Annotated in this window: 23 protein-coding genes; 7 read left to right on the top strand and 16 right to left on the bottom strand. The window is 62.4% G+C overall.

The genetic code is table 11. The features are described 5' to 3' along the window. Nucleotides 1-6 precede the first annotated feature (6 nt). Both DESUT3_RS04305 and DESUT3_RS04300 read right to left on the bottom strand, forming a co-directional pair. Entirely contained in the window at nt 7-909 is a 903-nt protein-coding gene (locus DESUT3_RS04305) for a branched-chain amino acid ABC transporter permease (protein ID WP_221251227.1), read from the bottom strand. Nucleotides 910-1,072: 163 nt separating this feature from the next. Next, nucleotides 1,073-2,194 carry a branched-chain amino acid ABC transporter substrate-binding protein gene (locus DESUT3_RS04300; RefSeq protein WP_221251226.1) on the bottom strand — a complete coding sequence of 374 codons (1,122 nt, stop codon included), beginning with the start codon at nt 2,192-2,194 and terminating at the stop codon, nt 1,073-1,075. 483 nt (nt 2,195-2,677) lie between these two features. On the opposite strand from DESUT3_RS04300, the gene DESUT3_RS04295 reads away from it, so the two are divergent. From DESUT3_RS04295 to DESUT3_RS04270, 6 genes are all read left to right on the top strand, one after another. Then, nucleotides 2,678-2,833, top strand: a complete 156-nt coding sequence (locus tag DESUT3_RS04295; RefSeq protein ID WP_221251225.1) for a hypothetical protein — start codon at nt 2,678-2,680, stop codon at nt 2,831-2,833. Nucleotides 2,834-2,905: 72 nt separating this feature from the next. Continuing rightward, complete coding sequence (locus tag DESUT3_RS04290) at nt 2,906-3,700, top strand: transporter substrate-binding domain-containing protein (protein WP_221251224.1); 795 nt, start codon at nt 2,906-2,908, stop codon at nt 3,698-3,700. A gap of 23 nt (nt 3,701-3,723) precedes the next feature. Beyond that, on the top strand, nt 3,724-4,683 hold the full coding sequence (locus tag DESUT3_RS04285) for an amino acid ABC transporter permease (protein WP_225911622.1): 960 nt from the start codon (nt 3,724-3,726) through the stop codon (nt 4,681-4,683). Further along, a complete protein-coding gene (locus DESUT3_RS04280; RefSeq protein ID WP_221251223.1) occupies nt 4,676-5,410 on the top strand; it encodes an amino acid ABC transporter ATP-binding protein in 735 nt (244 codons plus the stop codon). Before DESUT3_RS04285 ends, DESUT3_RS04280 begins: the two co-directional genes overlap by 8 nt. 145 nt (nt 5,411-5,555) lie before the next feature. Beyond that, entirely contained in the window at nt 5,556-6,275 is a 720-nt protein-coding gene (locus tag DESUT3_RS04275) for an AzlC family ABC transporter permease (protein ID WP_221251222.1), read from the top strand. Next, complete coding sequence (locus DESUT3_RS04270) at nt 6,272-6,595, top strand: AzlD domain-containing protein (protein WP_221251221.1); 324 nt, start codon at nt 6,272-6,274, stop codon at nt 6,593-6,595. Before DESUT3_RS04275 ends, DESUT3_RS04270 begins: the two co-directional genes overlap by 4 nt. 26 nt (nt 6,596-6,621) lie before the next feature. Here DESUT3_RS04270 and DESUT3_RS04265 read toward each other — a convergent pair whose 3' ends face one another. The 5 genes from DESUT3_RS04265 to DESUT3_RS04245 form a co-directional block, all read right to left on the bottom strand. After that, the gene (locus DESUT3_RS04265; RefSeq protein ID WP_221251220.1) at nt 6,622-6,912 is read right to left on the bottom strand and encodes a hypothetical protein; all 291 of its coding nucleotides are present in this window, start codon (nt 6,910-6,912) and stop codon (nt 6,622-6,624) included. A 15-nt stretch (nt 6,913-6,927) separates the two neighbouring features. Beyond that, the gene (locus DESUT3_RS04260) at nt 6,928-7,173 is read right to left on the bottom strand and encodes a DNA-binding protein (RefSeq protein WP_221251219.1); all 246 of its coding nucleotides are present in this window, start codon (nt 7,171-7,173) and stop codon (nt 6,928-6,930) included. A 271-nt stretch (nt 7,174-7,444) separates the two neighbouring features. Continuing rightward, nucleotides 7,445-7,888 (bottom strand): hotdog fold thioesterase, encoded by a 444-nt coding sequence (locus DESUT3_RS04255; RefSeq protein ID WP_221251218.1) that lies wholly within the window; start codon nt 7,886-7,888, stop codon nt 7,445-7,447. A gap of 23 nt (nt 7,889-7,911) precedes the next feature. Then, nucleotides 7,912-8,289 (bottom strand): DUF423 domain-containing protein, encoded by a 378-nt coding sequence (locus DESUT3_RS04250; protein WP_221251217.1) that lies wholly within the window; start codon nt 8,287-8,289, stop codon nt 7,912-7,914. After that, nucleotides 8,289-9,983 carry a mechanosensitive ion channel family protein gene (locus DESUT3_RS04245; protein ID WP_221251216.1) on the bottom strand — a complete coding sequence of 565 codons (1,695 nt, stop codon included), beginning with the start codon at nt 9,981-9,983 and terminating at the stop codon, nt 8,289-8,291. Before DESUT3_RS04245 ends, DESUT3_RS04250 begins: the two co-directional genes overlap by 1 nt. 198 nt (nt 9,984-10,181) lie before the next feature. Between DESUT3_RS04245 and DESUT3_RS04240 the strand changes: the two genes are divergently transcribed. After that, nucleotides 10,182-10,904 carry a C40 family peptidase gene (locus DESUT3_RS04240; RefSeq protein WP_221251215.1) on the top strand — a complete coding sequence of 241 codons (723 nt, stop codon included), beginning with the start codon at nt 10,182-10,184 and terminating at the stop codon, nt 10,902-10,904. 75 nt (nt 10,905-10,979) lie between these two features. On the opposite strand, the gene DESUT3_RS04235 is transcribed toward DESUT3_RS04240, so the two are convergent. The 9 genes from DESUT3_RS04235 to DESUT3_RS04195 form a co-directional block, all read right to left on the bottom strand. Beyond that, a complete protein-coding gene (locus DESUT3_RS04235; RefSeq protein WP_221251214.1) occupies nt 10,980-11,159 on the bottom strand; it encodes a hypothetical protein in 180 nt (59 codons plus the stop codon). A 72-nt stretch (nt 11,160-11,231) separates the two neighbouring features. Continuing rightward, nucleotides 11,232-13,517 carry a serine protein kinase PrkA gene (locus DESUT3_RS04230; protein ID WP_221251213.1) on the bottom strand — a complete coding sequence of 762 codons (2,286 nt, stop codon included), beginning with the start codon at nt 13,515-13,517 and terminating at the stop codon, nt 11,232-11,234. A gap of 76 nt (nt 13,518-13,593) precedes the next feature. Continuing rightward, a complete protein-coding gene (locus DESUT3_RS04225; RefSeq protein ID WP_221251212.1) occupies nt 13,594-15,225 on the bottom strand; it encodes a SpoVR family protein in 1,632 nt (543 codons plus the stop codon). An 87-nt stretch (nt 15,226-15,312) separates the two neighbouring features. After that, on the bottom strand, nt 15,313-16,692 hold the full coding sequence (locus DESUT3_RS04220) for a DUF444 family protein (RefSeq protein WP_221251211.1): 1,380 nt from the start codon (nt 16,690-16,692) through the stop codon (nt 15,313-15,315). 49 nt (nt 16,693-16,741) lie between these two features. After that, a complete protein-coding gene (locus DESUT3_RS04215) occupies nt 16,742-18,805 on the bottom strand; it encodes a serine protein kinase PrkA (protein WP_221251210.1) in 2,064 nt (687 codons plus the stop codon). Between the two features lie 464 nt (nt 18,806-19,269). Beyond that, on the bottom strand, nt 19,270-20,082 hold the full coding sequence (locus DESUT3_RS04210; protein WP_221251209.1) for an ATP-grasp domain-containing protein: 813 nt from the start codon (nt 20,080-20,082) through the stop codon (nt 19,270-19,272). Nucleotides 20,083-20,218: 136 nt separating this feature from the next. Beyond that, nucleotides 20,219-22,774: an ATP-binding protein gene (locus DESUT3_RS04205; protein ID WP_221251208.1), complete on the bottom strand. Its 2,556-nt coding sequence runs from the start codon at nt 22,772-22,774 to the stop codon at nt 20,219-20,221. A gap of 27 nt (nt 22,775-22,801) precedes the next feature. Further along, entirely contained in the window at nt 22,802-23,590 is a 789-nt protein-coding gene (locus DESUT3_RS04200) for a PstS family phosphate ABC transporter substrate-binding protein (RefSeq protein ID WP_221251207.1), read from the bottom strand. Nucleotides 23,591-23,770: 180 nt separating this feature from the next. Next, nucleotides 23,771-25,462 carry a putative bifunctional diguanylate cyclase/phosphodiesterase gene (locus DESUT3_RS04195; protein ID WP_221251206.1) on the bottom strand — a complete coding sequence of 564 codons (1,692 nt, stop codon included), beginning with the start codon at nt 25,460-25,462 and terminating at the stop codon, nt 23,771-23,773. Between the last annotated feature and the right edge of the window lie 10 nt (nt 25,463-25,472).

Here is a 25,472-nt window from a genome sequence, read left to right as displayed (position 1 = left end):
GCCGGCTCAAACTTTTTGCTTGAGCGCCTTGCCGAGCAGGCCGGCGGGCCGCAGGATAAGAATCAGCACCAGCACTCCAAAGGCGAACACGTCTTCGTAGGCGCTGGAGATGTAACCGGCCGCAAGGGATTCGGTAATGCCCAGCACCAGGCCCCCCAGGGCGGCGCCGGGGATGTTGCCGATGCCGCCGAGCACCGCCGCGGTGAAGGCTTTGACGCCGGCCATGAAGCCGATATAGAAATTGATCTGGCCGATATAGGAGCCGACCAGCACCCCGCCGATGGCAGCCAGCACCGAGCCGATGATAAAGGTGATGGAAATGACCCGGTCGACGTTGACCCCCACCAGGCGCGACATGGTCATGTCCTGCTGGGTGGCGCGCATCGCCTTGCCGATGCGGGTGTACTTGATCAGCACCGTAAGCCCTACCATGGTGAGGGTGCTGGTGATCAGGATGACCAGTTCCGCCGAGCCGATGATATGGGCCACCGGCTCCATGAAGTCGAATTCGGGAATCAGCTGGGGAAACGGGAGAAAATCGGGGGTCTGGGCCAGCAGGACATAGTTCTGCAGGAACAGCGACATGCCGATGGCGCTGATCAGCGGGGAGAGCCGCGGCGCGTTGCGCAGCGGCCGGTAGGCGATTCGCTCCAGGGTATAGCCGTAGGCCGCGGCATAGACCATGGCGATCAGGGCCGCAAGCACCAGGATCGACACCCCGGAGAACCCGTAGATGGTCAGCACCCCCGAGACGATCAGGGCTACGAAGGCACCGATCATGTAAATTTCGCCATGGGCAAAGTTGATCAGCTGAATGATGCCATAGACCATGGTGTAGCCCAGCGCGATCAAGGCGTAGATGCTGCCGCGGGTCAGGCCGCCTAAGAAGAGTTCGAGAAAGTATTCCATAAACCGATGTCCGAACCTTTGGATGGATTTCGACCCTGGGTCGAGGCCGGGGACAAATGCAAAAACTTTGCCCAAACGAAATTTTGCTCTGTCGAAACAAAAAATCTTCAGGGGACAGGCGCGAACCTGTCCCCTGAAGATTTAGGAGTGGTGTGGACCGGGTTTACTGGACCTCGGCGAACTTGCCGTCCTTGACCTGGTACACGGAGAAGCCGACACCTTCGGCATCGCCCTGCTCGTCAAACTTGATCTTGCCGACGGTGGTCTCGACGAAGTTGCTCTTGAGAGCCTTGCCGAGCGCGGCGTAGTCGGTTCCACCGGCGGCCTCGATGGCGGTCAGCACGGCCTGCATGGCGGCGTAGCCCTGGTCGAAGAAGGTACCGGGCTCCTTGCCGAACTTCTTGGAGTAGGCCTCGCGGGCCATCTTGTTCTGTTCGTACTTGGAGACGTCCATCGGGCCGGTGGCGTAGACGCCCTCGGCGTTCTTGCCGGCGATCTCCAGGAACCCTTCGCCCTTGACACCGTCGGGGCCGATGAAGGGGACATCGACCCGCTTCTTCTTCATCTGGCCCACCAGCTTGGAGGCTTCGGGGTGGTAGCCACCGAAGATGACCGCGTCGGCCCCTTCCTTGCGCAGCTTCTGCACCACGGCCGAGTAGTCCATGGCGCCGGGGGTGATCCCCTCGTACATCACGATCTTGGCCTTGCCGCCCTGCTCGACGAACTGCTGGGCGAAGTCGGCGAAGCCCTTGCCGTAGTCACCTTTGTCATGGATGATGGCGATCTTTTTCGCGCCGAGCTTGTCGGTGGCGAAGGTGGCCGCCAGCTTGCCCTGCATATCGTCGGGGGCGATGGTGCGGTAGAAGTTCTTGTATTCGCCGCTCTGGGTCAGGGGCGGGTTGGTCGCCGAGGGCGACACGGTGATGACGCCGGCTTCCTGGTAAATGCCCAGGGCCGCCTTGGTCGCGCCGGAGCAGACGTGGCCGATGACCACTTTCACCCCTTCGGAAACCAGCTTGGTGGCGACGTTGGTGGCGATTTCCGGTTTGCATTGATCGTCAAGGGAAACGAGCTCGACCTGCTTGCCGAGCACCCCGCCCTTGGCGTTGAAATCGGCGGCCACCATCTCGGCGGCTTCCTTGGTCGGGATCCCGTAGGGAGCCAGGTCGCCGGTATGCGGGCCGGCAACGCCGATCTTGAGCGTATCGGCGGCCAGTCCGAGGGAGGGAACGGCGGCGGCCAGGACCGCTGCCAGCATCAGTTTGCGGAAACGAAAGTGCTTCATCGATCTCCTCCAACAAAAGGATTAAAAAACCGTACAAAGTCTGACATCTACCTGAAAATCATTCTGTAATATATAGTTTACGAGCCTGCTGGCGTCAAGCCCAAAAGATTTTTTATGCCGGCCCTGGAAAATCCTCCGGGCGGCCCTGCGCGATCCGCCCGGAGCGGCCATTTTCGGCCCGATTCGGCCGCCTCAGGCCACAGTCCCCGCCGGAGTTCCAGCGGCCGCCGCAGCAGGCTTCGCTGATTTACCCCGCAGGGCCCACAGGCTGAAAACGATGCCCCGCCGCCAGCGGAAAGCCCTCGCCGCGAAACGGCGAAAGCCCTGGGACTTTTTGCATTTCTGGCTTGCCCGGTTTCCCTGTTTGGTTTAACCTTTTTACCTGTTGTCCAAGGGAGATTGACTGTGGTATAAGGTTTGCTCGGGATTAAAATCCGTTTGAAAGCTTCATACCCCGAGGATCCAATCTTTCCGGAGGCCCGCATGGAACGCGGCAAAAAAGAGCCAATCCAAGTCGTCTGCCCTCGCTGCAAGTACACCGAGATCGTCTACCTCCCCCGGGAAGATCTGCCCAAATGCCCCGACTGCTCGATCCCCATGATGATTCAGGAACTTCTCGACGAGGGAAAATCCTATTGAGGACTCCCGTCCTTATCCGCGGCCGGGGCAGCCGGCCGACCTAACCTGCACTTTGTTGAAAGGGAGGAAATCATGAAACGACTTACCACAGCGTTTGCCCTGATCCTGGCCCTGGTCCTGCCAGGCGCGGCCCTGGCCGGCAGCCTCGACGAGATCCTCGAGCGCGGCAAGCTCCGGGTCGGCCTGGAGCCGGCCTACATGCCCTTCGAGTTGACCAACCAGAAAGGCGAAATCATCGGCTTCGACGTGGACATGGCCAAGCGCATGGCCAAGGCCATGGGCGTCGAGCTTGAGCTGGTCAGCACCGCCTGGGACGGCATCATCCCCGCCTTGCTCACCAAGAAGTTCGATATCATCATGAGCGGCATGACCGTCACCCAGGAGCGCAACCTCAAGGTGAATTTCGCCGACCCGTACATCGTCGTCGGCCAGACCATCCTGGTGCGCAAGGACCTGGCCGGTCAGATCAAATCCTACAAAGACCTCAATGACGCCAAGTACAAGGTTGTCTCCAAGCTCGGCACCACCGGCGAACAGGCGGTCAAGCGGATGATTCCCAAGGCCACTTACATCTCCTTCGAGACCGAGCAGGAAGGGGTCATGGAACTGGTCAACGGCAAGGCCGACGCCTTCGTCTACGACCTGCCCTACTGCGCCACCGCCATGGCCCAGCGTGGTGAAGGCAAACTGGTATTTCTCGATCAGCCCTTCACCTATGAGCCCCTGGCCTGGGCCGTGCGCAAGGGCGACTACGATTTCATCAACTGGCTGAACAACTTCCTCAACCAGTCCAAGAACGACGGCACCTACGACAAGATCTACGAAAAGTGGTTCAAGGACACCGCCTGGTTGAAGGAACTTCAGTAAGGCAAGGACAAAGGAACGACCAAGTGAAGCCGAAAAGCAGGTCCCTGACCTCCAAGCTTCTGCTGGCGGCCATCCTCCTGGGGATGGTCGCCGCTCTTTGGGGGGCGACCAAAAAAATCGACTATACCTGGCGCTGGAACCGGGTGCCGCAGTACTTCCTCTACCACGCCGAACAGCTGCACAAGGTCCCCTTCGACGGCCAGGTAGCCGGCATTACCACCAAGGGCGGAGACGCCGTCATCGCCATCACCGGCGACAACGGCGAATCGCGCAAGGTCACCGTCGCCGCCGAGAGCCTGCGGGTCGACGAGGGTGACCTGCTCTTCGAGGGAGACAACCTCGGCGCGTCCTTCACCTGGAAGGCCGGCCCGCTGACCACAGGTTTGTGGACCACCCTCTGGATCTCCTTCGTTTCCGGGATCCTCGGGATGATTCTCGGCCTGGTGACCGGCCTTTGCCGGATCTCGAAGAACGAGGCCCTCAAGGGGCTGGCCATCACCTACATCGAGCTGATCCGCGGTACGCCGCTGCTGGTGCAGATCTTCATTTTCTACTTCTTTCTCGGCACCGTGCTCGACCTGAGCCGGATGGTCGCCGGAATCGGGGCCCTGGCGATTTTCTCCGGGGCCTACGTCGCCGAGATCATCCGCGCCGGCATCCAGTCGATCCCCCGCGGCCAGACCGAAGCGGCCCGCTCCCTGGGGATGACCGTACCCCAGGCGATGATCCACATCATCCTGCCCCAGGCCTTCAAGCGCACCCTGCCGCCGCTGGCCGGCCAGTTCATCAGCCTGATCAAGGACTCCTCGCTGGTTTCGGTCATCGCCATCACCGACCTGACCAAGAGCGGCCGGGAGGTCATCACCTCCACCTTCGCCACCTTCGAAATCTGGTTCACCGTGGCGGGGCTCTACCTGGTGATGACGTTTGCGCTTTCCCAGCTGATCGGCTGGATGGAACGGAGGCTCGCGATCAGTGATTAAGACTCAGGACGTCGTCAAAATCTTTACCGGACGCGGCCAGGTGGTGCGGGCCGTGGACGGGGTCAGCACCCACGTGAAGAAGGGCGAGGTGGTAGTCATCATCGGCCCGTCGGGCTCGGGCAAATCGACCTACCTGCGCTGCCTCAACGGCCTCGAAACCTTCGATTCGGGGCATATCGTCATCGACGGGGTTGATCTCGCCGACCGCAAGACCGATCTCAACAAGGTGCGCCGCGAGGTCGGCATGGTGTTCCAGCAGTTCAACCTCTTCCCGCACAAGACAGTACTGCAGAACATCACCCTGGCCCAGCAGGTGGTGCGCGGGCGCAAGAACGCCGAAGCGCAGACCAAGGCCCGGGCCCTGCTGAAGAAGGTCGGCATCGCCGAGAAGGAGAGCGAATACCCCTCGCGGCTCTCCGGCGGCCAGCAACAGCGCGTGGCCATCGCCCGGGCGCTGGCCATGGACCCCAAGATCATGCTTTTCGACGAACCGACCAGCGCCCTTGACCCGGAGATGGTCGGCGAGGTGCTCGACGTCATGAAGCAGCTGGCCAAGGAAGGGATGACCATGGTGGTGGTGACCCACGAGATGGGCTTTGCCCGCGAAGTGGCCGACCGGGTCATTTTCATGGACCAGGGCAAGATCGTCGAGGAGGGGACTCCCGAGCAGATCTTCTCCTCGCCCAGGGAGGAGCGCACCAAGGCGTTTCTCAACCAGGTGCTCTGAGCCGAACCCTCGAAAAAAAATCGGGACGCCCAAAACGGGCGTCCCTTTTTTGTTTCTAGCCTGCTAAGATTAGGCTTTTCCTGCCTGAGATCCGACTGATCGGACCGATCCGTCGGATCAAAAGCGACTGCGCCCGAGGACTACCTTGAACGCCCACCCGGAAAAAACCAACCACAGCAAAGGCCAAAAACTCCGCGAGGGCTTGTGCGCCGCCTGGCCGATCTGCCTGGGATACTTTCCCATCGGCCTGGCCCTGGGGGTGCTCGGCCAGAAGGCGGGGCTGGGGCCGCTGCAGATCGGGCTGATGTCGGTGCTGGTCTTCGCCGGCAGCGCCCAGTTCATCGCCGTAGCGATGATCGCCGCCGGATCCTCCTTCGGCGCCATCGTCACCACCACCTTCGTGGTCAACTTCCGGCATTTCCTGATGAGTTCGGCGATGGCGGTCTACCTGGCCCGGGTCCACCGCGGCTTTCTCTCCCTGTTCGCCTACGGCATCACCGACGAGAGTTTCGCCGTCAACATGACCCGCTTCCGCCAGGGCGACTGGGACCGCTGGCGGGCCCTGGTGGTCAACCACGCGGCCAACCTCACCTGGGTTTTCGCCACGGTGACCGGCGCCCTGGTCGGGGCCTTCATCCCCCCGGGAGCCTTCGGCATCGACTACGCCCTGGTGGCCATGTTCCTGTGCCTGCTGGTCTTCCAGCTGCAGGGGCGCATCTATATTCTTACCGCGCTGATCGCTGGGGTGTTCTCGGTGACCTGGTACCTGTGGGTACCGGGGGATTCCTACGTGGTGGTCGCTTCGGTGGCCGCAGCCACGGTCGGCTACCTGCTGCGCCGACGCCGCAGGGGGAGCAAGGCATGAACTTCCGGGAATACCTGCTGTTGCTTCTGGCCATGGGGGCGGTCACCTACATCCCCCGCTGGCTGCCGCTGTTCGCCCTGTCCCAGCGCAAGCTCCCGCAGTGGCTGATCGACTGGCTCGGCTTGATCCCCGTGGCGCTGCTCAGCGCCCTGGTCGCCCCGACCCTGTTCGCCGCCGGCGAGCCACGCTCGCTGAGTTTCGCCAGACCCGAACTGCTGGTCGCCGTCCCCACCTTTCTGTTTGCCCTCAAGACCCGCTCCCTGGGCGGCACCGCCCTGGTCGGGATGCTGCTCTACTGGCTGGCGGGGAAGTACCTGTAGGGGCGCCCCCCCCTGCCCAGCCGCCGTCAATCGAGAATTTCGCGCAGGCTCTCCACCAGGCAGTCGAAGATCTCCTCGCGAGTCTTGACGAAGCTCGGCACGTTGTAGGTCAGGAATTCCTCCAGAAACTGCAGGTGCCTGCCGTCGTTGGTGCCGACTTCGCTGAGCACCGCCTCGAACATGGGGATCACCTCGTAGAGATCGTCCCGGTCGAAGGGGGCCTTGTCCGGCTTCCCGGCGAACTTGGGAATATCCAGGTTCTCCTTGTTTTTTGGGTACTTGAAATACAGATCCGATGGTTTGATGACCACGTCCATGCTGTTTCTCCTTGCTTATTTGCAGCCGCCGCACCCCCCGGCCGAGGAGCAGTGCGAGCGACAGACCACCGCCTTGCCTTCGCTGGCGGTCTTGAGCTTGAGCGCCTCGAGGCTGGAGCGGGAGATGCGCCAGTTGCCGTCAAGTTCGGTCCCCTCGAGCAGCTTGCGTTTCAGATGCATCAGAACATTCAACTTGGTGGTCTGCAGCACCGCCGCAGCCTCTTCCAGACTTACCTCTACATCCTCTTTGGGTTCACTCATCGGTAGCCGATCCTTTCCGCCGGGGCCCGGCGTCCTGTCCGGAACATAAAAAGCCCGCAGACGCTGGTTTCTGCGGGCTTCGTCGCTCGTGGGGGCACACCCTTGTGCCCTTTGCCTGTCTAGGAATAGCAGAGAGTATGCCAGCCCGGCCCCCTGCACTCAACCACCTGGAATTTCAAGTTTTTATAAATCATTAAAAAGAAAAAACCGCTGCCGGAAGCTGGTTGATGGCACCGATTTGGGCAGGGTTGCCCAGGAACCGGGCAGCCGCTCAGGCGCCGGTGCGCAGGGATTTGAGCTCTACCACCGCCATGGTCAGCCGCGACACGCACACCAGTCGCTCCTGCTCGTCCTCGATCTGGATCTCCCAGATCTGCGAGCGGCGCCCCAGGTGCAGCGGCCTGGTCGCGCCGAAGACCCACCCCTGGCGCAAACCCCGAACATGGTTGGCGTTGATCTCCTGGCCGACGCAATAGTACTTTTCGGGGTCGACCACCAGATTTGCCGCATAGCTGCCGAGGGTCTCGGCGAGGGCCACCGAGGCGCCACCGTGCAGAAGCCCCTCGGGCTGGCGGGTGCGATGATCGACCGGCATCTTCGCCTTGAGGAAATCCGGGCCGATCTCGTAGAACTCCATCCCCAGGTGTTCGATCATGTTCCCCCGGCCCAGGCGATTGACCTCGTCGAGGGTGACTTCGTGGAACCAGATGGCCATAGTTCATACCTCCTGCAATAATTTCAATACTTTGCCCCCAGGACGGCGCCGACCAGCGCAGCCCAGGCCCCCAGCAGGGCAACCCCGCCCAGGGGGGTTATCGCGCCGAGCCAGCGCAGCCCGCTCAGCGCCAGCAGATAGAGGCTGCCGGAAAACAGCAGCATACCGACCACCAGCAGCCAACCGGCCCAGTTCAGCATGGCGTTTCCCGGCAGCAGGTGGATCAGAATGCCTACCACGACCAGGCCGACGGCATGGGGCAGGTGGTACTGCACCGCGGTCTGCCAGATGGCGAACATGTCCGCAGCCAGCCTGGCCTTGAGAATATGGGCGCCGAAGGCGCCGAGGGCCACGGCCAGAAAGGCATTGCCGGCGCCGATGGCGACGAACAGCTTGATCATCAGTCCTTCCCTTTCGCGGAACCGGCCTGCACGCCCAGACCCGGGAGGGGCTGCGCCGAATCCGCCGCAGCTGTATCCTGGGACGCCTCGTTACGGAAAATCAATACCCGGCGGGCAAAGGGGATTTCAATCCCGGCGCGGTCGAAATCCTCCTTGATCATCTTGCGCAGCTGGAAAGCCACATCGCGATGATGACCCGGCTTGACCCGGGTGACGGTGCGGATCAGCAGCTCGGACTCCCCGAACTCCTTGAGCCCCTTCACCTCGGTGGGGGAAAGCACAAATTCATTCTCCGCCATGAGCCGCTGGCCGGTTTCCGCGAGCACCCGGTAGACCCGGTCGAGATCCGATTCGTAGGCGACACCCACCTCGACCACCGCATGGGTGTAATCCTTGGAGTAGTTGATGACCGAGCCGAGCTGGCCGTTGCGCAGGATGTGCACCTGGCCGTCGGGATCCCGTATCCTGGTGGTGCGCATGTGGATCGCCTCCACCGTCCCCCGCGCCTCTCCGGTTTCGACATAATCCCCTACCAGGAACAGGTTTTCGAAAAGCACGAAGAACCCCGAGACGATGTCGTTGATCAGCGGCTGGGCCCCCAGGCCCACCACCACCCCGACAATCCCCGCCCCGGCCAGGATCGGCAGCGGATTGAGATCGAAGGCCTTCAGTATCAGCACGAAGGCGATGAAATAGACCCCGTATTCCAGCAGGCTCTTGAAGATCGGGTTGACCGTCAGGCGCCGTTTGCGCTCCGCCTCTTCCAGGTCTTCCCGGGGGCCGAGGGCCCTGTCCACCAGCAGGTTGCAGATGGCCACCACCACCTTGCTGAGAAACACGATGCCGATGGCCTTGACGACCCTTGGTCCGATGGTGGCCAGGTGGGCGATGAACTCGACCTGCAGCAGCACCCCGGTGGCGACGAACACGTAGATGACGTATTCCAGACAGCGCCGCAGCAGGGGGACCAGCGTGCTCAGCCGCTCGTACCACCCCAGGTAGTTCTCCCGGTACCAGTACTTTTTGCTCAGCGCGTCGAGGCTCTCGACCACTGCCGCCACCGTTTTCACCACCAGCAGGCCGATGGCGACGATCAGGTAGATCCGCAGGATGATCCACAGAACCCCGACCACGGGCCCGGGAAGGTCCAGAAACCCCGCCGAAAGGATAAAGACCCCAAGCCAGGTCACGTTGCCCAGGATGCGGGTCAGGCTGGCAAAAAAAGCCGTGATGCTCTCGTCGTTGGCTTGAACCTGCTCGTAACCCTTGGCCCGCGCCTCGAGCATTCCCATCAGGCGGCGCAGCCAGTGCAGCACGAAACAGGCCGAGACCACCAGGGCGAAGATCTTCGCCAACCCCAGCCCCAGCTGAGGCCAGAAATCGGGGGGGATTTTGGCGATCCAGCCGCGGGTATAGGCGAAGACGTCGACCTTCTGGCTGATCAGGTAGCCGTTGAAGCCGCCGACCGCAAGGCACAGAATCAGCAACATCAGCAGCAACACGGCGCGCACCAGGCGCTGCAGCCGGACCAGCCGCGGCCGGTGGTTTTCCAGGGCCGGCACGGACCCCAGCCAGCGAAACACCAGCCGCGCCAGCAGCATGGTCGCGACAAAGCCGCCCAGCAGCAGCAGGATTTCCCCGCCGATTACCGCAAGGTCCCGGTAGATGCCCTGCAATCCGGCCAGTAGCTCCATGGGAATTCCTCCTCGGGCGAGGCGCCCAACGTACCTGCCTACCGCAAAAGTATAGCGGAAATCCTCACCCTCGCCCCGGGGAGAGACGCCCTCCGCCGGGGCTTGACGATTTTGGTTCCCCGGCATAAGGGAACCGGAGTATAATCCCCCCCTGCCGCCCCGCAGGCCGCAGCGACACTATTATTTCCCGGTGGGATCATGACAGCAGCATCGTCTCAGTCTGCGTTTCTGCATTTTCTGGCTCTGCTGCTGGCGGCAAGCCTGCTGGCCTCGGGCTGCGCCGCGCCCGTGCTGCAGAGCCCCCCGCCGGAGGCCCGAAACCTGCCCGCATGGACAATGCCGGACTGGGCCTTGCCGGGGCTGGCGCCCGAGGCCTGGAAGCCCCCCCTGCAGATCCCTGCCACCCCTCCCCGCCGCACCGTCCGCCTGCTGGAACCATCCGTTGCAAACCAGGAAGATTCCGGCGATCCCCTGCAGATCGAGCCGCCGCCGCTGTATCCCGAATTTTCCCTCGAGCCTTCGCCGGAAGAGCTCATCGGCAAGATCCTCGACGACACCGGCCTGCAGGTGATGCAGGCCGCCCTGGAACAGATGGGTGCCCCCTACGCATCCGGCGGCTCCAGCCCGAAAGGCTTCGACTGCAGCGGGCTGGTTCATTACGCCTACAGCCAGATCGGTCTGGATGTACCCCGTTCCAGCCAGGAGCTCTACAAGATTGCCGACAAGGTGGACATGACCGAACTGCAGCCCGGCGACCTGGTGTTTTTCCGCATCTATCGGCGCAGGATCTCCCACGTCGGCATCTTCGTCGGCGAGGATCGTTTCGTCCACGCCCCCTCGCGGGGCAAGCGGGTGAGCATCTCCAGCCTCGAGGAGCCTTACTGGAGCCGACACCTGGTCGGGGCGGGACGCCTGCGCTGATCGACTCTGCGGCACACATGCAGAACAGGCGGCCCTGCTGGAGGGCCGCCTGTTTCGTTTCGGCGCCGGGTTCGCTCAGATCGGTTTGGGCCGGCAGAGATTTTCCGGCTTGTTGGCCCGGAAACCGCAATTGGCGCAGACCACCGTGGGCTTGTCCACCAGTTTTTCAATGTCCTTGTGCATCTCCTTGGCCTTGAGCTGGCACATGTGCAGGTGATGTGCTTCGGGCTCGGGGCATTCGTTCTGCTTGCTCATAAGAAAACCTCCCGGTCTTATTTTCCTAAAAAGATAAATGATTTCCGATGGATGTCAACCCGGGGCCGGTTTTCACGAAAACTGGCGGGCCAGGTCGTTGTCGATCACGTACATGCACACATCCCGGGCGCCGTTCTCGGTGTAGCGGTACCGGCTGCAGAGGTTGCGGATCAGGAAGCTGACATCGGCCCGGATGCGTTTGTCGTAGGTTTTGAAATCCTCGCGGCCATAATCCTTGATCGCCCGTCGGAAGTTTTCGTTTTCCAGGAAGGGGTCGAGGACTTTTTCCTTGAGGTTGTGCACGTAGCGCTCCCGAAGCGCACCGAACAGGCCGGTTTCGGTGATGGGCCGACCGGCCGCCATGATCTCCTGGGTCAGGGTCTGCGAGGTGTACTCCTTCTGGGTGGCCTTGCGAAAACTCAGGCGGCGCGCGGCATCGGTGTCGGGTCCGAGAATGCGCCGCTCGATGGAGCCGAAGAACTCCTCGCTGATCTCCAGCCGCTCTCCGGTGTAGCGGCAGGTCTCCACCGAACCCGCTTCGAAATTGATGGCGAAGAGGTAATTGGAGATGTCCCGGGCGATCTGGTCCTCGTTGTAGTAGTAGAGCGACTCCTTGACCTCCTGCAGCACCGAATAGTTGTACATGCGCAGCAGCGAGTCGAGAAACCCCCTGGGAAGCATCTCCGCCACCTCGGGGTGGCGCTTGGTGAAAAAGCTGCCGAGGATCGACATGTTGATCAGTTCGCCGGGGCGCGCGTAGGTGGAGAAGAAATCGTTGAACAGCTTGATCGAGTCACGGCCGGTGAGCCCGTGCCCCCCTTCCTTCTCCGATTCGCCGATGATGCGCCGGCGGCGCTTGGCGGTCAGCCGCTTGACGTCCTCCTCGCTGAGCCAGCGGGGGATGAAGCCGGTGTAGATCTCCATCTTCAGCAGCTGCAGGTTCTCGTCGCAGTAAAGCCGGTACTTCTCGGGGTCGGGAATCCACTCGAGCATCGCCTCGGACTTGGCGTTGAGCCGGGTGGCGATGATCACCCGGGCGAAGTTGTGCAGCACCCGCGGCAGAAAGCTCTCCTCGATGTGCTTGCCGAATATGTTCCGGTAGATCTCCACCTCGGTCTTCAGGTCGAGGACGTAGGGGATCTTGATGTACTCGATGCGGTCGGAGAAAGACTGGAACTCGCGGATGTTCTCCCGGTCTTCGGGGTTCATCAGGGCCAGGAACAGGGAGTTGACGTGCTCCTCGACATCATCGACCTTGTGCACCCCTTCGCTGATGATGTTGTGCAGCTCGATGAGCCGCTCGACGTTGTGGGCCTTGACGTCCATCAGCGCATAGACACCGTTGTTGGTCTTGGCGAAGCGCGAGAAGATGTAGCGCACCAGGTTGCTGTCGCGAAACAGCTCGTTGAGCCGACTCTGCAGGATGGAGTTGGAGAGGATGTTCTTCTTCATCGGCTTGTCGCCGGGGTTGAAGACGCTGACCCCCTCGCTGAGCCGCCGGTTGAACTGGAAGGGCCTGGCGTAGACCATCTGCAGCACCCGGGCCGGGCTGCGCAGGCGCCCCAGCAGGGTCTGGTAGAGGCTGCTGCAGATGGTGCAGGCGCTGTCGCGGAACACCCACTCGTATTCCTTTTCGGTGAACAGCCGCCACTTGAACTCGGTGTTGCCGAACAGATCGTCGAGAAACTGCCGGCGGAAATTCTTCGGCACCATCAGCAGCGGATGGTCGTGGCTCGGGCAGGGGACCTCCAGGTACTCGACGCTGCGCCTGGCGGCTTCGGCCTTGACCTTCTTGGCGGTCTCCTCGGCGTTGCCCGGCGAATGGTCGAGCAGGTAGGAGAGACGCTCGAGCACATGCTCGGCGTCGTTGCCGCCGCCCAGGTCCGCCCGGCTGAGCCGCCAGACGGTTTCATACAGGGCGCCTTTTTCGGTGTTGACGAACTGCTCGAATTTCAGCAGCAGGTTGTTCAGAAAGGTGCTCTTGCCGCAGCCGTGGGGCCCCTCGAAGATATAGATCTTGTTCTGCTGGGCCCCGCGGTTGAGGGCCTCGACCAGGGTGACCAGGCGGTTGGCGAACAGCCGGTCGGCGAAAAAGGGGTTGTCGACCCCGTCGACGAACAGCGGGGTGAAATCGTAGGAGACGTAGTGGATCGATTCGGGATCATCGGGGTACTCGTCCGTCCCATCGGTGATGTGCCCCTTGATCAGGTCGTGAAAGACCTGAAAAATGTTACGCACCATCCCTGCCGGCTCCTCGGTCAGCCTGGCCAAAAAGGCGTCGAAGGAGACGGGCGGACGCTGTTCCCATTCACTGATGCTGCGGTCGATGCGGTGTAGTGCTCGATGGATGTTTTTCATCTGCTGATCCCCGGGCTTTCTGTGCTGCCGGCTCGCCCCGGCCGGAGTCGCCATTCAGCTGCCGCCGCGGCCTTCGTCAACCGATGGCCAGCTTGGTCAACTTGCGATCCTTCATCTCGTAGAGTACCCGGCGCCAGGCGATCTCCGGCTCCTTTTCGCCGCGCTCGCGGGCGCTGGGCGGCCGGGTTGCGGTTCCGGCCACCTCGCTGGTCTCCAGCTGCACCGGCCCCCCCCAGAGAAATTCGATCCCCATCATGGTGTTGGCGATGAATTCGCGAACCAGCGGCTTGCCTTCGAAGCGGTGGACCAGGCAGAGAGTGCCGTCGCGGGTCCGCCCGGTGTCCACGCGGATCACCGGCGGGTGGTAGAGGCTGCCGAGCAGCATCTCGCGATAATCCCCGGCCTTGCGGCTCTTGACGTAGTACTGCCAGACCATGCGCGCCTCGTTGAGGCGCCGGTCGACGACAAACAGCCGGAAGCGGTCGACGAAGTCCTGGTCGACGTAGGTGTTGATGAAGGTGAAGTCGGAGAGGTTCTCGCGGATTTCGAAAATCTTCTGCTGACCCTTCATCGCCTTGGAGTCGAAGGTCTTGCGCTTGTCGGCATCGAGCAGGCGCTGGTAGTCGTTGGAAAGCCGGCCCTTGTCCGCCATCTCCTCCAGGTGCTGGAACAGCCGCATGCCGATGGCGTAGGGGTTGAGGCCGACCCGCGGCAGGGAGGTCACCCCGGCGTGCACCCGGGCGAAGTCGACTTCGTGGCCGCCGATGCGCTCGTCCTGCAGAAACAGCTTCTCGTGCCAGTAGCTGGCCCATCCCTCGTTCATGAACTTGGTGCGGATCTGCGGCTGAAAATACAGGGAGGTCTTGCGGATCACCTGGATCACCGAGAGCATCCACTTGTTCTCGTCCTTGTTCAGAAACTCCGAATGCTCCAGCAAAAACTGCATCAGGTCCTTGCGGCCGTCGGGCTTGCCGCCGCGGTGCTTTTCGAACATCGCCTCGAACTCGGGATACCTGGCGTTGACCTCGGCGAAGAAGCACTGCTCGGCCTGTTCGCGGTATTCGCGGGTGCATTGGTTGTAGCGCTCGATCTCCGTCACGTATTCGCTGATCTTGACCTTTTTCACCTGCTGCAGGAACAAATCGAAGTAATAGTCGAGGCGCCGTGAACGCACACCGACCCCGGGGCGGTGGACGGCGGAGAGCTCGCCGTGGTAATCGACCAGGTTGTCGATGGCCCGGGCGAACTCGATGACGTAATCGACCCAGCGCCCCTTTTCCGAGCGCAGCTTGGCGATCAGCCGCTTGTCCGAAAGGGCCTGGCCGGTCAGGTCGAAATCCCAGGTGTGGCGGAAGTACAGGTTGTTCTGGAAAAAGTCGATATGCGCCAGCACGTGATAGAAGATCATCACGTTGAGCCAGTCGGGGTTGTTGTCGTTGTAGAAGGAGATGGCCGGACGGGTGTTGATGACCGTCTCGTAGGGGTTGTGGGGATAGAGTTCGTAGCGCCCCTTCTCCTTGAGCACCTCGACGTCATGCACCCAGTAGTCATAGAGGGTGGGGATCATCAGCTTGGGCGAGAGCTCGAGCAGGTCACGGTTGGTGACGATGTACTCGAGGGTCTCGTCCTGGAAGCGCAACCCCGCCTGGCGCGCCCGCTCCTTGCACCCTTCCATGATGTTCTTGGTATGCTGGTCGATGAGTTCCATAATTCAATCTTTGTAGGGGCAGACCTGCGTGTCTGCCCTGGGGCGGCCACACAGGGCCGCCCCTACGGGGTGTATCGTTCCATGGCATCACGAAATCAATGACTTGATCCCCTCGATGACCCGCTTCTCGTCGGCGTCCTCGCCCATCACGTCGAGCCGCAGCAGGTTGGAGGCCTGCTCGATCAGGCCGGAGCTCTTCAGGTAGCGCTCGACCTCGGTGCTGTGGCTGGGCCCCGAGATGTGCTCGGCGATGGTCACCCCGACCCGGTTGGCGTAGCGCAGCATGGCCTTGAGCTCGGGCAGCACCTCCTTGCCGCCGGTGTCCCAGTCGTCGCCGTCGGTGCCGTGGAAGATGTATATGTTGTAGTCCTGCACCAGGTTCTCCTTGTCGACGATCTCGTTGACCAGCCGGTAGGCGGCCGCCACCCGCGTGCCGCCGGCCACCCGCGAGTTGTAGTAGGTGTAGAAGTCGGGTACCTCGGTGGCGTCGGTGTCGTGGACGATGAAGCGCGACTCGACATTTTTCTCGTACTGGTAGAGTAGCCAGCTGTAGATCATCACGTGCTGGGAGACCACCAGTTCGGTGGCCTTGCCCTCCATCGACCCCGAGTAGTCCCGCACGAAAAAGACCATCGCCTGGGACTCGTAGTCCTTCTCGCGGGAGAGGATCCGGTAGACCTTGTCGTCGGGGGAGATCAGGAACCTGGTGGTGTCGATCTCCCCCAGATCCGGCAGGTTGCCGAGGCTGATGTTGGTCTCGAGGATCTTGCGCAAGGTAGCCTTCTTGTCGAGCACCTGGCCGAAGCCCCGGTTCTTGTCGGTCAGCTCGTAGGTGTAGCGCGACAGGGAGCGCTTCTTCCCCTTTTCCTTGAGGTTGGGCAGCTCGAACTTCTCGGTGAGGATGCGGCCCAGGTCGTAGGCGTTGGACTCCACCTCGTGGCCGCCCCCTTCGCCCTGGCCGGCGCTGCCGGACCCGGCCTCGCCGGGACCGCGCACCGGCTGTTCGCCGATGACCTCGCCCTCTTCGCCCTCGCCGGTGCCGCCGGAGGCGCCACCCCCTTCCTGCTCCTGCTTGAAGGCGGAGTCGTGGAGAAACTTCTCCTCCACCGTGGTCGGCACCACCACCACCTTGCCCGAATCCCCCTTGCCCGGCTTGATCAGCCGCCCCACCCGGATCTTGCGGGGGAAACCGTCCTTCTCCCGCTGCCGGTCCCGCTCCAGCAGCTCGTCCAGCGAGCGCACGTTGGTGGTGTAGGAGCCCTGCGGCGAAGTCATGGCCTGGATCCGCGAAAGATCGCCGTCAGCGTAGAGACCCAAGGCGGAGGTGGCAAATTCCTCGCGCCCAACCACCTCGCGCAGTCCATGACCGCCGCCCAACGCCAGCTCGGCCCGGATCAGCGCCTCGCGCTGCGGCGAAAGCCCGCGCTTCTTGATCTCTGCAAAATATCTAGCCAGCTTCGGATTCATATAGCGTTAACGCCCCTCACTCCTCACTCCTCACCCCTGACTGCTGATTTTACGCCTCATCCTCCTGGGTGCAGAAATACTCGATGGTCTTCTGCGCGCAGGTGGTGCAGTAACCGAGCTTCTTCAGCATGGTCCGGATCATCCGGTCGTAGAGCTTCTGGTTCTCCTCGTTGGTGCGGTTGGCCAGCGCCCCGATCAGGCTGCCGGCACCGGCGATGTCGGACTTGAGGCGCACGTCGGTGACCGCCTTGACCAGCTCGAGGTTGTCCATGAAGTCGTAGTTGGGGTCGACGGAGATCTTCTGCCCGTAGATCTTGCGGATCGAGGTGCGGAAGGTCTCGCGCTGCTCCTCGGTCTTGAGGCCGAGCCGCTCCTCGATGCTCTTGACGAAGCGCTCGTCGATCTTCAGCGCCTTGAGCTCGCCGCTCTGCGGATCCTTGTACTTCCACATCCGGTCGGGGCCCAGGTTTTCGGCGTCGATGCCGATGACCATGTTGACGTAGTTCATCACGTCCTTGCGGATCGCCTGGGGCTCGTCCATGTAGGCGTTGAACATCTCGGTCATGATCCGTTCGCGGTAGAGGGTCTTGGCGATCTTCAGGTCCTCCAGATACTTGGCCCGGTCGTTGGCGTCGGGGACGTAGTCGAGGATGATGCGGTCAAAGGCCTCGAAGACGTCGTAGGCGAACATGCAGCGCCCCTCGTTGGTCTCCGAGCTCTCCATCAGCAACTGCACCGCCCTGCCCAGGTTGCGCTGGCCCAGCCCCTTCTGGCCGAAGCGCTTGGTAATGTCGGGCTCCTGGTTGAGGGTGTCGATGACCTCGGCCAGGGCCTTGATGCTCTTCTCGCCGGCCACCTCACCGGCGGCGAGTTTCATGGTCTCCACCGGGGTGAGCTTTTCGCTGCGCGGCAGGCGGGTCAGCACCGCCGCGGCCGAGGTGGCGTAGTTGAGGTTGGGGTCCTGGTGCAGATCCTCCTTGGCCAGGGTGGTCTTGGTCTCGCTGCCGATGGCGTAGTAGGTCAGGTCCCTCTGCATGCGGTAGTTGGTGTTGTGCGAAACGTAGCAGACCCGGCAGCGGTCGACGATGGGCGCCTCCTCCTTCTCGGCGAGAAAGCGGTTGAACTCCGAGTTGTTGCTGGTGGCGATGATCAGGGTGTCGATGGGCCACTTGTAGCCGTCGATTTCGATGACCCGGTTCTGGATCACCCCCAGGTAGACCTGGACCAGGTCCTTTTTATTCTTGTAGATCTCGTCGGAGAAATGGATGCCGCCGCCCGCCACCCGGGCCAGCGCCCCCCGGCGCAGGTCGAAGCGGTAAGGGTTGTTGGTGTCGGTGATGTGCAGCAGGCGCTGGATCGACTCCTCGCCCAGCAGGTCGACGGCCGAGGAGGTGATCTTGTCCTTGGCCGCGTACTTGCCGGTGACCGTACCGAGGCTCTCGGTGAGGGGGACGGGGATGATCTCCACGCGCTTGAGCATGTCCTCGATCTTGCCGCCGGCAAAACTGCGGATGTCATTCCACATGTAGCCGCTGCAGGCCCCCAGGGGGCGATAGTTTTCGTAGAACCGGTCGATTTCCGGGTCGCTGAAGCCCCCCTTTTTGGCCAGGAACTCGCGATTCTCCTCCTCGGCCTCGAACAGGTTCATGGCCAGGATCATCGGGTCTTCGTAGGTCTGCGACTCGATGGTGGAGATGCGCCCGTAGCCGCCGAGCTCGCCCATGCCGGTCAGCCTGAAGGTGTATTTGCGGTTGCGTTCGTCGCTGAGGAACTGGCGGTAGCGGCTGCAGAGGAACTCCACGAAAAAGGTCTTGCCGTTGCCAGGCTCGCCGACCAGCACGAAAGCCATTTCCTTGCTCGAGCCCCCTTCGGCCGCGTCCTTGACGAAAGAGACGAAGCTGTTGAGTTCGTCATACATGCCGATCACGTGTTTGCGGCCGTTGCGGAAGATCTGGAAGTCGTAGGTGGTTTTGCCGTTGACCACGACTTTCTCGATCTTCTCCTCAAGGATCATCCGGGCGACTCCCTGAAAGGCGTTTTCGAACCGGCGATTCCCTTCCTTCACGGCCTTCAGATGGCTGAGCAGCGACTGGTCGTATTTTTTTACTGGCATTATCCCTGTCCTCCAGGCTCGGTTGGCACCAGGCCCCCGACGGGGGGCAATTGGTTCGAATATGCTGACGCGGGATTATCATTGAGGGGCCGGGACGTTGCTGCCGGCCTCAAGGCGAGCATGGTGATTCTTCTTTCTCATCCATCACGGCTGGATGGCATTAAATCCCCGATGGTCGTCAACCATCGCGCTACGAGAAAAATTATATCACCCGGGGGGCATTTTTTCAAAAGGGGGGCGGCAGGTAACTGATCGTAGTTATTAATAATCCTGACACCTTGGCGGGCCCTGCTCGGGCAGCCTGGCAGCCTCTGGAGGCCATCTGCCAAGCCTGTCGGCGGCCCACGGGATAACCGCAGATGCTGCCGGCGGCCCTGCGAAAGCCAAGGCCCCGACCGGGCGTCGCGGGATCAGCGGAGGAGAGGTGAACAGGACGGGGGAGCCTGGAGGGCACCGCCGGAGTTTCAGATGGCCCTGGCCAGGGGGGGACGCCCGGGAGCGACAGGGGGACGCGAGGTGTGGGTGAGCAGGTACTCCCAGATGATCTCGGCCAGGGGCACGCCGCTGCGGGCCAGCCCCTCGTTGCCGAACATCGGGTTGAATTCGAGAAAATAGAAATGCCCCTCGACCAGGGCCAGGTCAAAACCCGCGTGATTGATTTCCAACGCCCTGGCGATCCGCTCCACCAGTTGCAGGGCCTCGGGGGGGATCGCCTCGAAGCAGAGCCGCCCCCCCTGGGCGACGTTGGTCAGGAACTGCCCCTCCCCGGCGATCCGCCAGTAGGCCGAAACCACCCGGTCGCCCACGTACACCACCCGCAGGTCGCGATCGATGGGGAGATATTCCTGCAGATAGAGCACCGGGTTGCGCGCGGCGTAGTCGATCAGTTCACGGCGGTTCTGCAGCAGGAAGGTGCCGCGCCCCATGGAGTTGCGGATTTCCTTGCCCACCATGGGGAAGCTCAGCTCATCGAGGACCTGGCCGATGGCGTTTTCGTTGGAAGGCAGGATCAGGGTGTGCGGGAAATGTTCGGGAGCCACCGCCCAGAAGGCCCGGGTCATTTCCACCTTGTCGTAACCCAGATGGAAGGTGCTGAGGTTGGGGAAAATGGGAACTTTCAGGCCGTAGGCCAGAAAGTTGACCTGCCAGGACTCGGGAAAGAGCGCCCAATCCGCGGCCTTCACCTCGTCCTTGTGGCGCAGGGCCAGCTCGGGCTTGATGTAACGCACCCCGGGCAGCCCCAGGGAGCGATAAGGGTTGAAAGAGACAAGCCGCATAAATTATCTGGCACGACCTCCGGGAGCGCTGGACCCATCGAGCAGGTCGCCGGATTCTCGGGCTTTTCCCCGGCTCTTGTCAACAAGATTCGCCATCCGCCCCGCTGCATCTTTCGGGGGGAGGGGAAGGGCCGGTTCAGGAACGGCTGGCGGCGGCAGCCTCGGACTCCCAGATCCGCGAGGAACTCGCCGACAGCGGCAGAATGACCCTGACCCGGGTCCCTTGGCCGGGTGTGCTATCCACCTCGATCGTGCCGTCGTGGGCTTCAACGATATTCCTGACGATGCTCATCCCCAGCCCGAGGCCGCCGACGGCCGTGTCCGAGGCGTCGACCCGGTAGAACTTGTCGAAGATCCTGCGCACCTGGTCCGCGCTCATGCCGATCCCCTCGTCTTCGACCAGGATCAGGTAGCCGGCGTCGACGACCCGGCTGGTCACCGCCACGCGGCTTCCCCGGGGCGAATATTTCACGGCGTTGCTGACCAGGTTTTCCAGCACCTGGACCATCTTGTTCTCATCGGCCAGAACCCGGTGGCCCTCGGCGGCCTCCAGGTGGACCTCCAGCCGATGGTCCGGATGATGCACCTGGTAGTGGCGAACGACCTTGGCAATCGAGCGATCCAGCGAACATTCGACCCTGTCGAGGGGAACCGCCTGGCCCGACTCAATCCGGGCGATATCCAGCAAATCCCCCACGATCCGGGCCAGCACCTCGGTCTTCTCGTAAATTTCCCCAAGGAACTCCTGCTGCTGTTCCCGAGTAAAGCCGCCGAAATCCTCGGGCTTGAGCAGCAGTTCCGCGTAGCCCATGACCGAGGTCAGCGGGGTCCTGAGTTCGTGGGCGGCGGTACTGATGAATTCGTTTTTCAGCCTCTCGACCAGGCGCTCCTCGGTGACGTCGCGCAGACTGGTGATGTAGCCGGACTTTTTTCCCTCCCGGTTTTTTACCGCCGCCGTGGTTGCCTGCAGGATCCGGTTTTCCCGCCGGCCGTGGTCGAAGACCTCCAATTCCTTGAGCTGCTCCTGCGGACCGGGCAGAGCCGCAAGCAGATGATCGCGCAAGCCCGGAACTTTGATCACCGTCCGCAGCGGGCGTCCCAAAGCATCCTCCAGCCCGATCCCGAGAAGCTGCTCGGCGGCCGGGTTCATCAGCAACAGACGCTGTTCGAGGTCCGTCACCACCAGGGCCTCGGCCACCGAACGCAGCATGGCGTCGATCCGGTCGCGGGCCGCTTCGGCCTCGGCCAGGGCCCGGCTGCGCTCCTCGGCCACCCGCTTGCGCTCGGTGATGTCCTTGATGATTCCCACCACCCCGGCTGGCCCTTGCCCCGAGCCGCTGCCGCACAGGGAGCAGGAGAGCAGAACCGGTACCGCGTGCCCTTCGCGGGTGATTACCCGGGTTTCCAGGTTGCTCACCGGTCCGAGTCCCAGCAACCGGAACAGCTCGCCCTGGCGGGCAACGGTTTCGCCTGCGCCAAACAGGGACGAGAGGGTTTGCCCCAGCAGCTCCTTCTCGGTATGCCCAAACAGCCGCACCGCCGAGGCGTTGACCTTCACCAGTCGCCCGTCGGCGTCGGCCACGATCAGGGGGTCGATGATCGACTGCAGGATCTCGTCCACCGAGTCGCGGGCCTGGGTGGTCGCCTGCAGCGTTTCGGTCATGGTATTGAAGGCGGCCGCGAGCCTGCTGAGTTCATCGCCGGAACCGGTTTCCACCCGCCGGCTGAAATCCCCCCCGGCGACATGACCGGTCTGGGCGATGAGCTGGTCGATGGCGGTGGTGAGCCGCTGGGAAAACAGGTGGGAAACCAGGCAGCCGGCGGCTAGAATGCTCAGGCAGATGGCCAGGGTCAGGGTCCTCAGCCGCTTGGGCGCCGCCATGAATTCTTCATGCGGCAGCTGCGCCACGACCGACCACCCCAGGGGCTGCAGAGGCTCGTAGGCGACGAAGACATCCCTGCCCTGCAGCGTCGCCCGGGCAAATCCCTGTTCCATCGGAGTCTGGCGCAGCAACTGACGGGCGGCCGCCGCGGACCCCCCGAGGGGATGAAGCAGGCCGGGCCCTTCGGGATGGTGAAGCAGCTGGCCGTTGTCGTCAATGATCAGAATGTCGCAGCAATTGCCCGACGATTCCTGCGAACAGACTGCGGAAAAAGCCGAAAGGGGAATCCCGCCCACCAAAATCCCGAAAAATTCATCGCCAAAATAACCGAAGCGGGCAACCGCCATCCACACCACCGGCTCTCCCAGGTCGGGACAGAGTTCGGCCCTGGAATAGACCACCTGGTTGGGACTGGCCATCGCCTTGCGGAACAGCTCGTGCGAACTCCAGTTCTGCATCGGCAGGGCGATGCTCCCGCGCACCAGGCGAAGTTTTTCCTCCCCCGCCCGGTCCAGGTAGATAAGGACCGGAAACTCCTCCGTGAACCGGGAGAAGTGTTTGGCCAGGGGCAGGTCTCCCCGCTTGCTGTGGTAATCCCGGGTGTCCATCCGTGCCATGATCTCTTCGTGGTGATGCAGGAACTGGCTGAGATCCTTGACCGTGCTGCGGGCAAACTGGTGCATCTCCTGCTGCTGAACCTCGGTCAGGGTCTGAACCAGCAGCAGGTGGCTCAACCCTCCCAGCAGCAGCACGGTGAGGATGACGGCAAGGGCGAAGGCCCCGGTGATTTTCGTTTTGAGCGAGAGCATGGGCATATGCCTGAACAGTGGGCCGGCTCAGGGTCCCGATGCCGGCAAAGCGCCGTTGGCCCGGACCAGTTCCCTGGCTTCGGAGCTGGAGAGAAACTCGACAAACTGCCGCCTTGGCCCCTGCAGCTGCCCCTTCCAGACAATCCCCAGGGGGACCAGCAGAGGGTAGTTCTGGGCGCCGCCGTCCGTGACCTGCGGCAAATTCCCATCGAAAGCAAGTATTTTCAGGGAGCTGCCCAGGGCGCTGGCCAGGGGGAGATAGCCGATGGTGTAGGGGTAGCGCTCAAGAATGCGCAGGGCTTCCTGGGTGCTGTAGAGAACTTCTCCGGCAAAGGCCGGAATGGCCTTGAAGGCGGGCAGGCGCTGTTCTATTACCCGGCGGGAGGAATCGCCTTCCTCGCGGTTGGCGACGTAGATTTTCTGCTGTTCGCAGGCGGGACTCAGCTGGTCCCAGGAGTCGAGGGCCCCGGAATAGATCCCTATGACCTGCTCCGCCGCAACCCCCTCGATGCAGGAGGAGGGCAGGTTGGCCACGAAAACCACGGGGGAGTAGGCGAACAGGCGGTAGCCGAGGCCGAGCCGGGTCTCTTGGGCATCCAGGGGGCGGGCCACCCTGGCGAGGTCGCAGTCGCCTTCGAACAGACGCTTGATCCCGCCGGTGCTGCCGACGCTGGGCGGCACCTCCGTGGCGATCGCCGGGTAATGGCCCTCGAAAGCCCGCCCCAGGACACCCAACAACCGCAGGCTGTCCCCGGTGCCGGCGATGACCAGCTTTTTGCTGCTCGCCGGGGGCGAGGCGGCTCCCAAAAGCAGCATCGCCACCAGTAACCAACCGGCAATCGCCCGCATTCCCCCTCCCAGAGAATCTTAACGCCTAAAAAATACGTTTTTTTAATACAACGGCGAAAGGGGGAATGTCAACAGCATATATTATCCTGGAGCAGGTGGCTTTTCCCTTAAAATCCCGGCACCCCTTCTATAATGCGGCCTTGGGGATCAGTGGAGCAGGGTGGGAGGGGTCGGGCACAGCCAGTCCTTTACGCTCCAGCTATCGAAATCGACGGCCGGCCCCGGTGCGGCGAACAGAAATCCCTGGACCTCCCCGCACCCCCAGGAGTGCAGCAACTCCAGCTGCTCTGGGCTTTCCACCCCCTCGGCCACCAGGTCGAGTTCAAGACTGCGCGCCAGGGTCAGGATGGCCAGAGTGATCGCCGCATCGCTTGGATTGTCGACGATGCCGCCAATGAATCCCCGGTCGATTTTCAGGGAGCGAACGGGAAAGCGCTTCAGGTATTCCATCGAAGCATAGCCGGTTCCGAAGTCGTCGATGGCGATGCGAACCCCGAGCGCCGCTATCGCCTCGAGCGCCCTGGAGGTTTCCGGGCTCGCCTTCATCAGCGCGCTCTCGGTCAACTCGAGTTCCAGGTCGGCGGGGTCCATGCCGGTCTCCATCAGGGCATGCTCCAACAGGCCGATAAATTCCCGGTCCATGAACTGCCGGGCGGAAATGTTCACCGCCATGCGCAGCGCCTCGCGGCCGCTTCGCCGCCAAAGAACCGCCTGCCTGCAGGCCTCCCACAGTACCCAACGCCCCACCGGGTGAATGAGGCCGGTCTCTTCGAGCAGCGGGATGAAGTCGCCCGGACCGATACGCCCACACTGCGGATGGTTCCAGCGCAGCAGGGCTTCGAAACCGACAACCCGGCCGCTGGCAACCTCCAACTTGGGCTGGTAGTACAGTTCGAATTCGCCCCGTTCCAAGGCCCGGTGAAGTGAGCTCTCCAGCCGCAGCCGCTCCCGGGCGTGGGCGTTCATCTCCTGGGTGTAGTACTGGTACCAGTTGCGCCCCTCTTCGCGGGCCCGGCACATGGCGGTTTCGGCATTGCGCAGCAGCGCTTCGGGGTCTTCCGCATCCTCGGGATAAAAAGCGATGCCGACACCGAATTTGAGAAAAAACTCCTGGTCTTCAATCAAAAAGTGTACCCCCAGAACCTGCATGATCTTGCGCAGCACCGGAGAAACCGGCTCGTTCGAATGCAGGTCTTCCAGCAGAATGGCGAACCGGCCGCCATCGATGCGCGCCACGGTATCGGTGACGCGAACACACGATTTGAGCCTGGCAGCCACCTTTTTCAACAGTTCGTCACCGATCTTCTGACCGCAGGAGCTGTTGACGGAGCGAAACCGGTTGATGTTCAGCAGCAGCAGGGCAAGGTGCTGTTTCTGCCGACAGGCCTTGGCCAGGGCATGGCCCAGTCGGTCGCGGAACAGGCCGCGGTTGGCCAGACCGGTCAGGGGGTCGAAATGGGTCAGGTATTCCAGGCGGGACTCCATGCGCTGAAGGGCCGAACGATCCTCGAGGGTTATGACATAGGACCTGCCTTCTCCGGGATCCTCGGGACCGGGCTGCAGCGAAAGGCGGACCGACACCGGGCGCCCGTCACCCCGCAGGCAGTCCAGATCAAAGCGAAAGCGGTTGCCGGCCCCGGCATCGTCTGGCTGCCGGAGGATTTTCCAGCGCTGCAGATCTTCCTCCGGCAGCAGATCGACCACCGCCTGCCCGACCAGGGTGTCGGCGGAGCGGGCCAGCAGCTCCTCCGCCGCCGAATTGACGCGCAGGATTCTCTCATCGGCGCTGATCAGCAGCATGCACTGGACGGCATTTTCGAAAAAGTTTTCGAAACCCACGGCTTTTGCT

Source organism: Desulfuromonas versatilis, assembly GCF_019704135.1.
Lineage (GTDB): Bacteria > Desulfobacterota > Desulfuromonadia > Desulfuromonadales > NIT-T3 > Desulfuromonas_A > Desulfuromonas_A versatilis.
The sequence above is the reverse complement of the archived record's forward strand: the minus strand, read 5'-3'. Positions and strand labels throughout refer to the sequence as shown.